The organism is Capnocytophaga sp. oral taxon 412 str. F0487, from assembly GCF_000271925.1.
Taxonomy (GTDB): domain Bacteria; phylum Bacteroidota; class Bacteroidia; order Flavobacteriales; family Flavobacteriaceae; genus Capnocytophaga; species Capnocytophaga ochracea.
In genome coordinates this window covers 79,903-95,785 of the sequence record NZ_AJZR01000024.1, presented here as the reverse complement: position 1 = coordinate 95,785, position 15,883 = coordinate 79,903, and the positions used below count along the sequence as shown (strand labels likewise).

General features: G+C 39.6%; 14 protein-coding genes. 3 read left to right on the top strand and 11 right to left on the bottom strand.

Going from position 1 to position 15,883, the window contains the following annotated elements; all coding sequences use genetic code 11:
- Positions 1 to 427: 427 nt before the first annotated feature.
- From galE to HMPREF1321_RS04015, 9 genes are all read right to left on the bottom strand, one after another.
- Complete coding sequence (gene galE, locus HMPREF1321_RS04055; protein WP_009421421.1) at positions 428 to 1,489, bottom strand: UDP-glucose 4-epimerase GalE; 1,062 nt, start codon at positions 1,487 to 1,489, stop codon at positions 428 to 430.
- Positions 1,490 to 1,655: 166 nt separating this feature from the next.
- The gene (locus HMPREF1321_RS04050) at positions 1,656 to 2,183 is read right to left on the bottom strand and encodes a Crp/Fnr family transcriptional regulator (protein WP_009421484.1); all 528 of its coding nucleotides are present in this window, start codon (positions 2,181 to 2,183) and stop codon (positions 1,656 to 1,658) included.
- Positions 2,180 to 2,854 (bottom strand): L-2-amino-thiazoline-4-carboxylic acid hydrolase, encoded by a 675-nt coding sequence (locus HMPREF1321_RS04045; protein ID WP_009421468.1) that lies wholly within the window; start codon positions 2,852 to 2,854, stop codon positions 2,180 to 2,182. Before HMPREF1321_RS04045 ends, HMPREF1321_RS04050 begins: the two co-directional genes overlap by 4 nt.
- A 75-nt stretch (positions 2,855 to 2,929) precedes the next feature.
- Entirely contained in the window at positions 2,930 to 3,493 is a 564-nt protein-coding gene (locus HMPREF1321_RS04040; protein ID WP_009421466.1) for a Crp/Fnr family transcriptional regulator, read from the bottom strand.
- 205 nt (positions 3,494 to 3,698) lie between these two features.
- Complete coding sequence (locus HMPREF1321_RS04035; protein WP_002674497.1) at positions 3,699 to 4,601, bottom strand: DUF3078 domain-containing protein; 903 nt, start codon at positions 4,599 to 4,601, stop codon at positions 3,699 to 3,701.
- A gap of 20 nt (positions 4,602 to 4,621) precedes the next feature.
- On the bottom strand, positions 4,622 to 4,945 hold the full coding sequence (locus tag HMPREF1321_RS04030; RefSeq protein WP_009421441.1) for an iron-sulfur cluster assembly protein: 324 nt from the start codon (positions 4,943 to 4,945) through the stop codon (positions 4,622 to 4,624).
- A gap of 112 nt (positions 4,946 to 5,057) precedes the next feature.
- The gene (locus tag HMPREF1321_RS04025) at positions 5,058 to 5,477 is read right to left on the bottom strand and encodes a SufE family protein (RefSeq protein ID WP_009411421.1); all 420 of its coding nucleotides are present in this window, start codon (positions 5,475 to 5,477) and stop codon (positions 5,058 to 5,060) included.
- Positions 5,478 to 6,381: 904 nt separating this feature from the next.
- Positions 6,382 to 7,065 carry a porin family protein gene (locus tag HMPREF1321_RS04020; RefSeq protein WP_009421482.1) on the bottom strand — a complete coding sequence of 228 codons (684 nt, stop codon included), beginning with the start codon at positions 7,063 to 7,065 and terminating at the stop codon, positions 6,382 to 6,384.
- Between the two features lie 311 nt (positions 7,066 to 7,376).
- Positions 7,377 to 8,192, bottom strand: coding sequence for a leucine-rich repeat domain-containing protein (locus HMPREF1321_RS04015; RefSeq protein ID WP_009421479.1), 816 nt, complete (start codon positions 8,190 to 8,192; stop codon positions 7,377 to 7,379).
- A gap of 233 nt (positions 8,193 to 8,425) precedes the next feature.
- Between HMPREF1321_RS04015 and HMPREF1321_RS04010 the strand changes: the two genes are divergently transcribed.
- The 3 genes from HMPREF1321_RS04010 to HMPREF1321_RS04000 all read left to right on the top strand — a co-directional run bounded on the left by HMPREF1321_RS04010 (position 8,426) and on the right by HMPREF1321_RS04000 (position 13,801).
- Entirely contained in the window at positions 8,426 to 9,802 is a 1,377-nt protein-coding gene (locus tag HMPREF1321_RS04010) for a hypothetical protein (RefSeq protein ID WP_009421439.1), read from the top strand.
- A 58-nt stretch (positions 9,803 to 9,860) separates the two neighbouring features.
- On the top strand, positions 9,861 to 12,119 hold the full coding sequence (locus HMPREF1321_RS04005; RefSeq protein WP_009421469.1) for a hypothetical protein: 2,259 nt from the start codon (positions 9,861 to 9,863) through the stop codon (positions 12,117 to 12,119).
- A gap of 95 nt (positions 12,120 to 12,214) precedes the next feature.
- The gene (locus tag HMPREF1321_RS04000; RefSeq protein ID WP_009421445.1) at positions 12,215 to 13,801 is read left to right on the top strand and encodes a DUF5018 domain-containing protein; all 1,587 of its coding nucleotides are present in this window, start codon (positions 12,215 to 12,217) and stop codon (positions 13,799 to 13,801) included.
- 126 nt (positions 13,802 to 13,927) lie between these two features.
- Here the strand turns inward: HMPREF1321_RS04000 and ilvA are convergent, their stop codons facing one another.
- A complete protein-coding gene (gene ilvA / locus HMPREF1321_RS03995) occupies positions 13,928 to 15,115 on the bottom strand; it encodes a threonine ammonia-lyase (protein ID WP_009421418.1) in 1,188 nt (395 codons plus the stop codon).
- Positions 15,116 to 15,224: 109 nt separating this feature from the next.
- Positions 15,225 to 15,878: a porin family protein gene (locus tag HMPREF1321_RS03990; protein WP_009421454.1), complete on the bottom strand. Its 654-nt coding sequence runs from the start codon at positions 15,876 to 15,878 to the stop codon at positions 15,225 to 15,227.
- Between the last annotated feature and the right edge of the window lie 5 nt (positions 15,879 to 15,883).

The following is a 15,883-nucleotide window of genomic DNA, read 5'->3' as shown; positions in this document are numbered from 1 at the left end:
GTGGCTCGCACTACCTTTCCGTCCCTACATTCCCCCTCTCCTTGGGAGAAGTCTCCGAATAGGAGAGTATGTGATCGGGGTGAGGATTCTCTTTCTTTCGCCTCGAAACCCTGTTTTTGGCATTTTTAGCGTTGTTATAATATAGTATGAATCAACTACTTATATACCCTTTCTATACCAATCGTCCAAGATTCGTATAAGCTTCCTATAAGCTCTCTATAAGCTAACCCCACCCATCTTACAGCTCATTTTTTACTTTTTCCCTGAATCACCTCTTCCGAATATCTCCGATATCTTTCTATCTCCTTAACTCTTCCCAATAAAGACTTCTATCTCGTCTTACTTCCGTCCGACAAGCCCGAATCGTCCGCGAACTCCATTACTGCCTGTCGTGCTACGATTGCCCGTGTGGCTCACACCTAATTCCCTAATTTGCTAATTTTTCTCCTGCCTGTGCGGCTCGCACCGACCTACCTCGTACTTTCTGTTCCCATTGCCAAGCCGAGCGCATTGCATCGTCCAAAGAGCTTTGGGCTTTCCAACCGAGTACGTTATTAGCCTTATCAGTGTTAGCATAAGCAGCGGTGATATCACCAGCACGTCTACCTACAATTTGGTAGTTCAATTTCTTGCCCGATACCCGTTCAAAGCTTTGGATTACTTCCAAAACAGTACTACCTTTACCTGTTCCTATATTGAAGACTTCATAGTTTTCAGTATTCTTGCTTTCTAACAAACGTTGAAGTGCAATCACGTGAGCTTTCGCCAAATCCACTACGTGAATATAATCGCGAATGCAAGTGCCATCGGGGGTAGGGTAGTCGCCACCGAAAACCGAGAGTTTCTCGCGCAAACCTATAGCCGTTTGGGAGATATAAGGCACTAAGTTCTGAGGTACGCCTAAGGGCAGTTCGCCTATTTCAGCCGAAGGGTGTGCCCCAATAGGGTTAAAGTAGCGCAAGGCAATCGCATTGAGCGAAGGAGTAACCTTGCAAGTATCGCTGATAATCTCCTCACTGATTTGTTTGGTGTTACCATAAGGTGATTCGGCTTTTTTCACAGGAGCATTCTCAGTGATAGGCAACTCATCTGCCTGACCGTACACGGTGCAAGACGAACTGAAAATGAAGTGTGCTTTGGGTAACTTGCTCAGTTCTTGCAAGAGGTATACAAGGCTGGTAAGGTTATTTTCGTAATACAAAAGTGGTTTCTCCACGCTCTCACCTACCGCTTTAGAGGCAGCAAAGTGAATCACCCCTTGCACATCGCGATGACGCTTGAAGAAATCTTGTACATCAGCTTTATCACGCAGGTCGAATTTCTCGAATACCGGCATTTTACCTGTAATTTTAGCAATGTGGTCTTTTACATTTTCTTGGGCATTGGAAAGGTTATCAATGATAACCACATCAAAGCCTGCGTTTTGTAATTCTACAACGGTATGAGAGCCAATAAAGCCCAACCCGCCAGTTACTACTATTTTTTTCATTCTTTATACTAATTGTATTAGGTTGTTTTTATTTTATCGCCACAAAGGTACAAAAAAAGAAATGATATACAAGACCGTATATCATTTTTATTTATTTGTAGGTTCCTTCAATTTACCTTGAACACGCTTTTTAAGGAATTAGTTTTTCAAAACTAATCACGAACCATTAAAATATTCTTTTTCTAATCCTGCTCAGCGCTTGGGGGGTGATGCCAATATAAGAAGCAATATATTTCAGCGGAATATTTTGGATAAGTTTAGGGTCTTTCTCCAATAGATTGCAGTAAATCTCTTCGGGTGATTGCAATAAGAACTGCGCCTCGCGTTGCATCTTCTCAATCAGCAGATGTTCCAAGATATTGGCTTTTATTTGTAGGTACTCTTGCTGTTCTATGAGGTGTTCAAGGTGTTCACGCCCTATTTTATAGGCAGTAACCTCTTTCAGCGCTTGAATAGAGAAGAGGGAAGGTTCACGCTTTACAAACGAGGCATACGACATAAAAAACTGCTCAGCAAAGAGGATATCCACCGTCGTTTCCTTGTCGGTTGTGGGGTTGTAGTAGAAAAAGCGCACGATGCCCTCGCTGAGGTAATAGAGCGAGTGCTCCACGTCGCCTGCACGAGTGATGAGGGCATCTTTATCGAAATGTACTTCAGTAAAATACTGACTGAGGAAATCGAGGTTTAGGGTCATTGTATATCTTCTGTTTTTTCTTCTTTTATAAACCACATTTGGCAGGTATTGCCCGTAGCAAAAGTAGTGGGTCGCGCAAAATGTAAGTTGTGTAGCTCTGTTTTAATGCCTTTTATCCAACCGCAGTCTACTTGACATATAATTCTCTGCAAAAAAGTATGTTCAAGGGCTTTTAGTACTTCGTGAAACAAGCACTTTTTAATTTGCAAAACATAACCGTAATCATCGTCTATAAGGCGTTCAAAGCCAAAACTCTTGCCAAAATAAAACGCTTCTCGTGCTTTCGATATCTCCACTATCGCCTTAAAAGGGTGCTCCGAAGCTGTTAAGAAAGCCTCAGTGTTTTGCTCCATAAATGGGGCTATCGGCTCATTGATAGCAAGGCACACACATTTGAAAGCCTCTTTTGCGTCCTTGCCTATTTTCACAAAAGCTTCATACAAAGCTACTACCAAAACAGCAAATTGCACATTCCCTTCGTCCAACTCATTCTTGATAAGATGAGATACTTTTTGTAATGAGTGCTTAAAATAATCTTCAAAAGCGTTTAAAAAGTCTTCAAACAGCGCTTCTTCTATCCATTGTTGGGCTTTTATATAAGCAAAAGCCTCTTTCTTTATCCACTGATAGCTGTCCAGCGGACTGAAACTGTATTGTTCTTCTTGGTTCATTTTACATTTGTTTTATAAATGCAAAATTACGCATAGCAATACATAAAAAAGTTGCTATTTGGCAACTTCCTCTCTTTACTTGTAAGATTTTAGTCTGCTGATAGAATATTTAGTCATCCCGAGCATTGTGGCAAGGTCTTTTTGTTTCACTTTTTGTATAAAGGCAGGAAAGCTGAACAAGGCTTCATATCGCTCTTTAGCCGATTGTCTTTGGAAGAGCTCAATAGTTTCCATCAGCCGTAATATTGTTTGTTGCTCATTTTGTATGAAGAACTGTTGCCACTCATAGCTATTTTGTAGAAGTGAATGCATTTGTTGTTTATGTATTTTCAGCACTTCAGTCTCTTCAATTGCTATTATTGCATAACGAGAAGGCAAAGAATTTGTATAACTAAATTGCTCTGTAAAGAAGTAATTTTCAAAAGCTATCCAACTGGTGTATTCCTCGCCATTATCATCGTAAAAGAATATCCTAAGAGCCCCTTTGTTTACAAAGTAATAATGCTCACACACTTGTCCGAAGTCTAACAGCAAGGCATCTTTACCAACGCTCTCTTTTTGGAAAGCCTCTCTAAGCGTCTGTTCCTGTATTTTTAGCTCAGGAACGGTTTTTTGTATGTATGCAATTAGTTTTTCCAATTCTTCTCCAATTCAGCAATAATGTGTGAGGCAAAGGTACTACTATTTTTCTAAATACCAATCTTAGCTCTTACAAATGCTTCCTCTGAATAATCCACAACCTCCCAACAATAAAACAAAAAAGGACTACCATTAAGGTAGTCCCTTCTCTATTTTTTATTAATTGCTAACGTGCTACAATTGTGTGTGCGAGTCGCACCTCACACTAAAACTTGTAGTTTACTCCTAAGCCCAATACTTCACGAATTTGGAAGGCTTTAGCAGCGTCGTCGTCGTAGATAGCTTGGAAAGTAAAGTTAGCTGATAAGTACTTGTTGATAGTCATCACAATGTTTGCAGTATAATCCAAGTCTACGTTTTGTGGTTTGTCGAGATAGTTGCTGTACAAGCTGAGGATATTCTCGAAAGACACATTGTCCATCACAGTAAACTTAGCATAACCGTTCAAGTAGAAACCGAGTTCATAACGAATGTTCTTTCCTTGTTCAACACCGTAGAAAGGACCTGTTTCTGTCCAACGGCTTTTAGCAGTCGTGATTTTAGAAGTTGCAGGAGCCAAGTTCACTTTTAGGTTATCGCTCTTCTTCCACAACATACCAGGACCAAATTGTAAGTATCCAGGTGAAAGCATTTGGTTTATGAGCGTACGACCTGTGCTCTCATATTTGTAACCATCGGTCATTTGTGTTTTGAAGTTCAAGAAGAATGAATAGTACCACTGTGGGTTGTTCAATTGGTAACCGAGTACTGAGTTCACCTCAAAACGGTCTGTGGTTTTTCTTGAATAATCATCACCTTCAAGTTTAGTAATCCCGTAATCAACAAATACGTTGTTATCCCACGCCCATTTGTCTTTCTTGTAGTTAAAAGCATAGCTCACCGCAAGGCTTGCTGCTACATTGTTAGTTCCCCCTCCTGTCCAATCGTGGTTGAAGGCAGCTTGCGAGAACATCAGTGAAGCGTTACCTCCCTTTGTCCATCGAGGAGCAGGAGCTTCCTCTGTTGGAGCCGCCGTAGGGTCTTGTGCTACACCGTCATTCGTTTGGTCTTCCTGAGCAAATACAGCTACTGAAGACAATAGTAAAGTTGAAAATAAAAGTCTTTTCATAAGTGATTTATTTATAATTTTTACAAAAATCCTAATTCAAGTTTCGCCACCTCACTCATCATATCCTGATTCCACGGCGGGTCAAAAGTCAGTTCTACAATCGTTTCGTGCACTTCGTCAATACTTTGTACCTTTTCCTTCACCTCCATTGGGAGAGACTCTGCCACGGGGCAGTTAGGCGAAGTGAGAGTCATTAATATTTTTACATCGAAGTCTTCGTTCACAAACACATCATAAACAAGCCCCAATTCGTAAATATCTACGGGTATTTCAGGGTCGTATATCGTTTTGAGCACCTCAACGATTTTCTCGCCCAATTGCTCTATATTTATTTCTTCAGTCATTTAATTTTTCTTTTTAAAGAGATAAGTCTAACGCCTCAGGAATCTAATCAAAATATATCTGTTTGATTTGAATAGACTTGTTAAATTTCTACACCGCCAGGTGTATTCCTTCTTATCTATTCCCTAACACCTTAGCAGCATATCCCCTCATTTGCCCTATCATACTCACCAACCCATTCGCACGAGTAGGTGATAGATGGTCTTTCAGTCCTATTTTATCAATAAAACTCATATCCGCTTTTAGGATATCCTCAGCCGTTTGGTGAGAGAACACTTTCACTAATAAAGCAACAATCCCTTTGGTGATAATCGCATCGCTATCGGCGGTAAAGATAAGCTTACCATCTTCCTCTTCGGCGTGTAACCACACCTGACTCTGACAGCCTTTTATGAGGTACTCCTCCGTCTTATACTTTTCGTCAATAAGAGGTAACGACTTGCCTAATTCTATCAGATATTCGTAACGTTGCGTCCAATCATCAAACAGTGAAAAGTCTTCAATAAGCTCATTCTGAATCTGTTGAATAGTCATTTATGTTACTTTTAGGGCGCAAAGATATAAAACAAATAATAATTGACAACTAATAGCAAATATTTTAACGCTCTTTTAACGCTCCAAACAGCCTCTTGTCACGTCGCTACATTCCCCCTTTAAAGGGATATGTTTTCGTCCCTAATTCCCCCTTTGAAGGTAGCCAGCGACAGCTGGGTATGTTAGAAAAGAGATATTTTTACCACATTACCTTCTTCTTTCCGTCGCTATATCCCCCTCTCCTTGGGAGAGGGACGGGGTGAGGATTCCTCTTTCTTTCGTCTCGAAACCCTCTTTTTACCATTTTTAGCCTTGTTGTATTATATTATTAATCAATCATTTATATACCCTTTCTATACCAATCGTCCAAGATTCGTATAAGCTTCCTATAAGCTCTCTATAAGCTAACCCCACCCTCCTTACACTCTTTTTTTGTCAAAACTTCTCTCAATCCTCTTCCGCTCTTTTTTGTTTCCTTCCGAACTCCTCAACTCTTCCCCATTTGCTAATTTTTCCCCGCCTGCCGTGCTACGGCTGCCCGTCGTGCTACGACTGCCTGTGCGACTCGCACCTTTGGCAAAGTTGATTGTTTGGTATTATTGGCATTTACCCCATTTCTTAATTTTCTATTTTTCCCGCTTGTCGCTTTTCTGTCACTACACTCCCCCTTTGAAGGGAAGTCCGCAAAAGCGGAATATGTGAGAAGAGAATGTTTCTTTTCAACCAAGTAATTCTATTTGTGGCTTGTCCCCCTTCGGGGGTTCGGGGGGTTCATAAGTGAGTCGGAAATCTATAACTGAGTAAAGAATTATATTTACAATCAATTTGTTCAACTCTTGATAGGTGTTTAACAAGAAAAGACTGCTTTTTACAGCAGTCTTTTCTTTTAAGTAATAATATTCTTTTAAAACTTATACCCTACGCCTATTTGGATTACGCGGTTTTTAAATTCTGCAGAAGGACGGAAGGAAGAAACTCTTCCTTGATTGTCTAATTCTGTTTTACTTTCGTTAGATAAGTTAGTAAATCCTAAATTGAAAGTAGCGTCGAAGAATAAGCCAAAAGGCAAGTTGTATTCAGCACCCAAACCTAAACCAAAGTCAAACCTTTTCTTAGGAGAAAGTGATTGAGTCTCTTCTTTTTGGTTATCTCCTTCTCCTTTTATCTCTATTTTAGTTAAGTAACCTAAGTTTACCCCTACTTTAGGGCGAAAACCAGCAATATCATACTTCACCCAAAGAGGAATATTAAGCTGTTGCGTATTCCATTTCCCTTTTTGAATATCTTTCTTTTGAATGTCAATCTTACCATTGTTATCTATGGTAGTAGCTTCAACTGATTTTAATTTAGCTCCTTGAAAAGAATAGTCTATACCTCCTTCTACAAATAAATGGTCGTTAAAGCCGTATTCTACAAAACCTCCAAAATGAAAGCCTGTCTTAAAGCCTGTTTTATATTCAATGGCTGCTATCCCTTCAGAATCGGTAAAAGTAGTTTTAATATTAGAAACTGTAGGAAAAAGTAATCCTGCTTTAGCTCCTACTTTAAATTCTTGGGCGTTAACCGCTGTAATAGTAGCAAACGCCACTGCAATAGTGGTTAATTCTGTACATTTTTTTTCTTTTATAAATTAATTTAGAGCAAAAGTACGAATTTACCCCCCCCTATATGTTAAAATAATGTTAAAGTTTTTGTTAAATATAATACAACCCCTGATTTTCAAGCTCTTTGCCACAACCGTTACCAAAGCTTCTGCCTAAAATTAAACCCTTATGCACTTTGCCAAAGTTTTTGCTTGTGCGACTCGAACCTTTGGCAAAGTTGATTGTTTGGCATTATTGGCATTTCTGGTATTATTGGCATTTACCCCATTTTCTCATTCTCTCATTCCCTAATTTGCTAATTAATTGCCTGAATCTTCTCCGCAAAATCTTTCCAGCCTGTCGCTTTTTTGTATTGTTCTACCGAACCCTTAGGCACATAAATAGTAGGTATCACACTTTTATCTTTCGTACCAAAGATACTGTTAATATGTAAAGTAGGCGGATTTACCGCTTTAATAGTAATCTTTTTCAGCACTATGCAATCCCAAAAAACATTCGACTGTATTCTGGCAAGCGTCTCTGGTAAAGTAACCTCTTTTAGTTTCCACATTACCTCAAAAACGCCATATCCTATTTCAGTAAGCCCTGTTCCCTCCAAGTTAAGCGTAGTAATATTGATGTCACACAAGAAAGCATAATCACCTAATTTCTCTACTTTGCTAAAAGTAACCTCTTCCAAATCACTACAAGCTGAAAAAGCGTTGTTACTTAACACGCTCATATTGGGTAGCGCTATTTTTTTCAGATGTGTGTGATAAAAAACCCTTTTGCCAAAATCAACAGTAGCCTTCGTGTTAAAGATAACCTCACCGCTGAGGTTTGCCTCCTCAAAAGCACTCTCTTCTATCTCTTTCAAATTATTCGGGAATGTAATCGACTGTAAGTTCTGATGTTCTTTAAAAGCCCCTTTCCCGATAGTATTCACATTTCTGAGTTTCTCGTCAGCTTGCATATCAAGCACCGTAGTATTCGCATTTTTCCATTTTATGAGTGTACGCCCATCAGGGCTGAGCTCATAATCAGCGGTAGAGTTACCGTTGCTGTCATCATCACTCTTCCGACAGCCCACCAAAGCAACCACCGCCAAAGCCAATAATAAAACTTTCTTCATTGCATAAATGTTTTAGAATTCAATAACGTCACAAAAGTACAAAAATGTTTTTATACTTAAACAACGAAAAGACAATTTTAACGATTATTCGATATAACACTATTTTTCATTCGTCTTTTTGCCACTACATTCCCCCCTAATAATCTTTTTTATCCACATTTCCGGCATCATTGCACTAATTTGGCATTATTTTCGTATACTTTCTCTTAGAAACACAAAAACTATATTCCAAAATGAAAAACATATCTTATTTTTTATTGTTATGCCTCGCCCTACTCACAGGAGCTTGTGGCAACCGAAACGCTTATAAACCCGTTGATCGTGGAAGCAGTACCACCGAATACCCATATGAAAGCTCTGCCACCGATTACCGAGAAGAAAGTAGTGGCGAATTAGCCGAGATAGCCGTAGTTGGCTACGGCGAAAAGAGCACTAAGAGAAAATCCTCTAAAATAACAGGCGATGTTAGTAGAAGTGACGAAAGTACGACGTCAGCTAAAATGTCAGTAGCAAAAGATGTAGCAACCAGCAAACCAGCAAAACGCACTGAACCTAAGCACCGTAAACATCGTCCTGAAAGCGACCCCCAACCTCAGTCCGGCTTGGTAACTGCCGGCGAGTGGAACGACCTCAATAGTTGGGATTTCTACCAAAAAACGCTCAATAAAAATGAATTTGCTTCTTTCCCCGAACATTGGCAAATGTACACCAATCACCGTATAGCGGTACTTGTAACTGCTAATGGTAAGCCTGCTGTGAATGTTACCGTTGCGCTCTATCGCAACAATACCCTGCTATGGACAGCTAAAACCGATAACACGGGTAAAGCTGAACTATGGGTGAGTGCCTTCCAAAAAGAAAAAGAGCTTAACACCGAGCATTTGCGCCTAAAAGTAAACGACCAATGGGTGAGCACAGAAAAAGCAATTAGCGAAAACACACTCAACCGTATTGCGCTTAAAAATGAAGTAAAAAAAGCATCAAACGAAGTGCAAATTGCCTTTATGGTAGACGCTACGGGCTCAATGAGTGATGAGTTAGAGTTTCTAAAAATGGACTTGAAGAACGTAATCAGTAAGGTAGAAGAAGGAAATAAAAACCTCAAAATAAGTACCGCTACGGTTTTTTATCGCGACGAAGGCGATGAGTATGTAGTCAAACATTCCGATTTTACTAAGGATATCAATAAAACCATTCAGTTTATTAATAGCCAAAAAGCTGATGGTGGTGGCGACTTCCCCGAAGCAGTACACACAGCCCTCAACCAGCTCAACAAACTCCAATGGGACGGCGAGGCACGCACACGTATTGCCTTTTTAGTACTCGATGCTCCTCCACATCACGAAGATAAGATACTCAAAAGCGTACAAGCATCAGTTAAAACCGCTGCCGAGAAAGGTATCAAACTCATTCCTATCGTAGCCAGTGGTATCGATAAGCCCACCGAGTTCTTAATGCGTTTTATGGCAATATATACCAATGGCACCTACGTCTTTATCACCGACGACAGCGGTATAGGTAACGCCCATCTAGAACCCAGTGTAGGGGAGTATCAAGTCGAAAAACTCAGCGACTTAATGATTCGCCTTATCAAAAAGTATACAGAATGATCTGGCTCACTTTTTGCTACATAAGTCTCAGCTTTTTAACTCTTAATTTTTTACTCAAATGAAAGCACTTCCCCTATTAGCACTATTTCCGCTATCACTTATAGCCCAAAACCCTATTCCTGCTGGCTCTTACAAAGCCAGCTCTCTTGGCAATGCTTTAGAGCTTAGGATAGGCAATAACAACACTTACGAATTGGTAGGCGCTTCGGGCAACTATACCTTAAAGGACAAAAAAATAGAGTTCTCTTCCGATGCGTCGTCTTTTTTGGTTGAGAAGAAACAGAGCAATAGCTCTCAGTTGCAAATTACCTTTAAAATAGGAACAGGGCTCTTTGGCGACCCACATTTCTTATATGTGGGCTACGAAAACAACAAAGGTGAAGTGGAATATGTGTGTGTACATAACAAAATCACTTCATTGGAAAATGTAGAAAAAACAAAAGACAGCAATGGAGTTGGTTACTATGTATTAGAAAGTTTTGAAGTGCCACGTACTGAAAACCTTTACTTAGTGAATGCCCATTCAGTAGCATTTAACAATAAATCCAAAGAAGTAATTATTGAGAAATATCCTATCGGAAAGACAACCAATGGCGTGGAAGTAGAATTTTTAGGAACCAATAATATGCTTAATTTAAAAGGGACTTACAACCCCGATAAAGGAACGATTTCTCTTACCGAAGGCGATTCCGATAACGCAATTCTGTTCAGTAACAAGGCAAGCACTCCTAATCCAGCAAAAGTAGCCCGTAGCAATAAGGAAAATGTAAAGAATTGGAAATATCTTATCGCTTTCGAGGAAGAACAGGATATCCCCGAATATAATCCTGAACAAAGAGCTAAGCACAAAAATCAAGCAGATATTTCAGTACCCAAGAACTTGAAAGCAGCCCTCGCTTCAGCCGATAAATATAGCCGTTTGGTAATAGTCTTCCAACAACCCGATAACAAAGAGGCTCAACAACAATTCGCTACTCTTTTTGCCAAATATAAAGAAGAAAGTGGTAGCAATGGCTATCCCTATGAACTCTATTTGGCTACTACCAAAGATATGAAAACCCTCAAAGCCAAAGGCGTACCTACGGGTAACCAAATGGCTGTGCTTGACGTAGCCGGTAATCTGCTTTACAATCAGCCCTCTACTATCGAAGAGGTTGCCAATGACGAAATAGTAACAAGTGATGCTTACGGACAGCAGTTTGGTACGATAGCAATGGCGCGTGCGCTCGACAAAGCTTTGGGTAACCCTAAACTCTCTGTAAAAGACCTACAAACTATTTTTACCACTTTCCTCAAAAAAGATAGTCAGCGTGTGTATTTGTTAGCTAAAAATCGTCCCGTGCAAAAAACAGGCGATGCTAATGAGGAAGAAGCCTTCGACTATATAGCGCAAGAGCAAGAAGATTACTTCTCCGATTTCAAAAACCCCAAAGGCATCTACCAAATGCAACTTACTCCTGAGCAAGTAACTACCCAATGGCAACGCATCGTAAACGCTCATAAAAACGATAGCAAACTCGATTCCGCATATGCTTTCTTGCTCGCTCTTAATAGCAACGATAGCGATTATTATTACCGAATTTTCAATGCCGAAAAGCCTGCTTCCCCTGCTGATGTAGATGCTATTGCTTATTTGGTGAAGTTCAGCGAGGAAATAAAAGCTCATAACGAAAAACTCATTCCTAAAAACGATGACTATACAGACTATCAACAACGCTTAGAGAAAGGCGTAATAGAAGCAAACTATGGGCATTTCAGTACTCTTCTCGACCGCCTTGTATTCAACGATAAAACTCTTTTTGAACCTGTAAAAGCCGTTTATATCGAAGGTATCAAAAAGAACGTACTTACCGCTGATGATTACATCGATTTTCTCTATGAAAATAATGTAGAAGAAGCTAGTGCTTATTTCGGCGAATACTATAAAAATTTATTGAAGAGAGATAGTAACCTCATTGCAGCACTCGATAAGGCTTTCTCCGAAAGCGATGAAGAAAACAGTTGGAAGTATTACAAAATGCGCTTTGCTAACCGCGCCAATAACATCGCTTGGAAAGTGTACGAAGAACATAAAAACGACCCCGCTAAATTAGCAGAACCCTATCAGTGGGCAAGCTCGGCAGTACAGTTAGAACCTGAGAATCCTTATTATTTAGATACCCTTGCACACCTCTTGTACACACGCGGTGAAAAACAAGAAGCTATTAAGCTCGAAGAAAAAGCCGTAAAACTCCTTTCAAAAACTAATGATGAATTTGAGTCCCAACGCCAGGAGGTAAAAGCTAATCTCGAAAAGATGAAACGAGGAGAGATGTAGTACCTCATTTTCTCATTCTCTTATTTGCTCATTTGCTAATTACGTTGTATCTTTGCACTTTCTAATAGCAAGCAATTCAAAAAAATTTATCTACAATGAAAAAATTGTACGTTTTATGCATCTTGCTCATCGCTTTTGCGTGCAAGAAAGACAATGATGAAACGCTCCCACTGAGCGCTGAAAAAGACATTCTTTCGTTTGTCTTTACCGTAGAGGGTAACACTTATAGTGGTACTATCAGCAATACCACTATCACCGCCCAATTACCTGAAGACACCGATGTCGCCACCCTTACTCCTACCATCACGGTTTCTAAGGGCGCTACCGTAAGCCCCAATACAGGGGTAGCTCAAAACTTCTCTAAGGAAGTAACCTACACTGTAACCGCTGAAAACAAAAGTACTAAAACCTACAAAGTGCTGGTTACCACCGAAAAGACTGAACAACCGAAAGTCCCAATAGAAATTGGGTACGTTCCTAATGAATATACGGTAAACAAAGCAGGAGGCGAGGTGATTTTCTTCGAGGTAAATACATTACCCGTCAAAAAAGAGCAAATAAAAGTAAAGCTCCTTAAATACAGAAGCGCTCTCTCTTACGACCTCAAAGTACAAAAGATTGACAAAAAAGAAAGACGTGTATATGTGGTCTTGCCTGCGACTTATAAAAACGGTCAATACCGCTTTAAAGCAACCTTCGACAAAGAAGAAGTGGAAAGTGGTGTTTTTACCTTAGATAGTAGTGAGATTGTTTTAGATGTTTTAGATATTAATCTTTTTGAAGGTCCTGTACAAACATTAGCAACTACCAACTTGCAAATCTTTAAAGTGCTAGTATACGCTAATGCTGAAGCCTTAAAGAAATACTCCTATTACCTACGTAAAAACGGACAAGATTACCCGCTTACTGTAAAAGACATCTCAGGTTACAACCTCGAATTTAAGATGTTCAATACACCTGCTGGAGCTTTCAGCGGAGGTAATGACTTTAAGTTTGTAGTAAAAGGGGGTGCTAAAGAGCAAGTACTTCCTTTTGTAAACAGCGACGGACAAGCGATAAACATAGTGCCTACCTATGCTCCAGTAATCAAATCTCTCTCTGCAACTACCCTAAAAACAGGTGATGAATTAACCATAACAGGAGAAAACTTTACCTATATAAGCGTAGGTTTTAATACTAATTACAGATATTGCGAGTTACTTTTAATTAAAAACGGAGAAACAAAAGCAACTTTAAGTACTTATAATCACCGAGGTACCACCGCAACTTTTAAAATAGATAATAATGTAGAGTCAGGTACTTATAAGGTAGTATTATCTTCTCAAATACACCTGAAATCAGAGGTTTTTGGTCAAGAAATTACCGTTCAAAAAGTTGTTCCTGAAACTCCTCCACGCTTGAAAGTTAAAGGCACTGCTGAGCTTATAGACAAAGACGCCTCTTTTTTCGCTAAACAAATTAATATTTTCTTTAATGAAGAAATAGGTAATGCTTCTATAAAAGCTATTGTATTTCCTAATCTGAAAATAGAAAATATGACTAGATATCCAGCAGCAGTAAGTACACGTAGACTATCTGATAGTGAATACGACTATTTATTAAAAGACCTGCCCAAAGGCTATGTACTCATAGAAGAAAACGGCAAAGAATATAAAGCAGAATTCTCTTTGAGAAAAGTCTGAAGTCAATAAGTCCGTATATAGCTTAACAGAAAATAAAAAGACTTTGCCAAGGGGTTAATAGCCTGTCGTGCTGACCCTTTGGCAAAGTCTTTTTTAGTAATCTAAAAGCGTTTGTTCTACTAACAACTACTTAGCGGTAATTTCGTACCCTTTATCTTTAAAAGCACTTACCAACTGCTGGATATGGTCGGTACCGTTGGTCTCTACCGTAATAAGCACTTCTTTATCGCGGAAGCGTGAGAGGTTCTTAAACTGGTTGTGGGCGAGTTTAATTACATTAGCTCCCACTTCTGCAATAATTTGAGTAATCTTAGCGAGTTCACCAGGGCGGTCAGGAATGCTTACCGAGAAGTTGAAGATGCGGTCTCTGCTCACCAATCCCTTGCCTATCATCGAAGATATCATTAGCACATCTATATTGCCCCCACTTACTACAGGCACAACGTTCTTACCGCGGTCGGTGAGTTTTTTGAGTGCTGCCAAAGGTAATACGCCTGAGTTCTCAGCGATAAGCTTGTGCTTTTCTGCCAATAGCAAGAAAACTTCCGTAAGTTCATAGTCATCTACGGTTACCACCTCGTCTACATACTTCTTGATATACTCAAAATTTAGCTCTCCTATCCGTTTTACAGCAGTGCCATCAGCAATGGTATTGGCTTCGGGTAGGCTAACAAGCTTATTCTTTTTCAGTGCTTCAGTTGCCGAAGCAGCTCCTGAGGGTTCTACACCTACAATCTTAATATCGGGTTTGAGCTGTTTAGCAGCGCAAGCAATCCCCGAGATAAGTCCACCACCGCCTATAGGTACAACTATCACATCGGTGTTAGGCAGTTCTTCCAATATCTCTAAGGCGATAGTACCTTGTCCTTCCAACACATCAGGGTCGTTGAAAGGGTGTACAAACACGTAGCCTTCTTTCTCTTCCAGCTCTTTCGCTTTTTGGTAAGCATCGTCGTACACATCGCCGTAGAGCACTACTTCTGCACCGTACTTTTTGGTAGATTGCACTTTGATAAGAGGCGTAGTTTTAGGCATTACAATCACGGCTTTGATGCCCAATTCACGTGCTGCGTAGGCAACGCCTTGTGCGTGGTTACCTGCTGAAGAAGCAATAACTCCTCGTTTTTTCTCTTCCTCGGTGAGTTTAAGGATTTTGTTATAAGCACCACGAATCTTAAAAGCTCCTGTCTTTTGAAGGTTTTCAGGCTTGATGTAGATTTTGTTGCCAGATTCTTCTGAGAAGAGCGGACTATAAATAAGGTGTGTAGGGAGGAGCACACTCTTGAGGTGCTCACGTGCTATAGTAAAGTTCATAATTAATTTATCAATTAGTCAATTGTATTATTAGGGAACAAATATATGAAATTATTTTCAATTCACAATTACAAATGAAAAAATAACCAGTAGGAAGTGATGTACAAATTTAAAACTTATACGCTATACCTGAGGAAGTACTAAAAAAGTAAAACTTCGCTTTACTGAGGTCTAAAAACTCCTTATTGTTATGCTCCGACACGTTAAACACGCTCATAGAAAACCGATGATCAAGAGTGAAAATCCAATGCTTACGCTCAAAGAGAATGCCTGCCCCTATATGCCACATCAGCAAGCTCTTCTTAAAACGACGGGTATCAGCAAACGAAATATCATAAGAGCTATCCAAACTAACCTCGCGCATCAAATAAAATTTAGGTGAAAAACCTGTTTGTACAAAACCTCTAATAGGTCGCTTGCCTTCATATTGTAACAAAAAAGGCATATCAAAATGCACAAAACGGTAGCCCGAATGAAAAGAACTACCTTGATATTTACCGTCAAAATCTACTTCGGCAATACTGAACATTCCTTCAATTTGGAATGTTAATCTTTCTTGTAGAGGAATCCTAATAAAACCTCCCGCATTTAAGTAATTTCTAAATTTACCAAAGCTTACAGATGAAGATGGTACATTTGGGGTAACAGGACGCATACTTTGTACCATAGTAAAAGGATAGGAAAAGCGTACTCCTATAGCCACTTGCGAAAAAACTATCGAAGTGATACTTAAAAAAGCAATAACAGTCAAAAAGCGTTTCATATAGT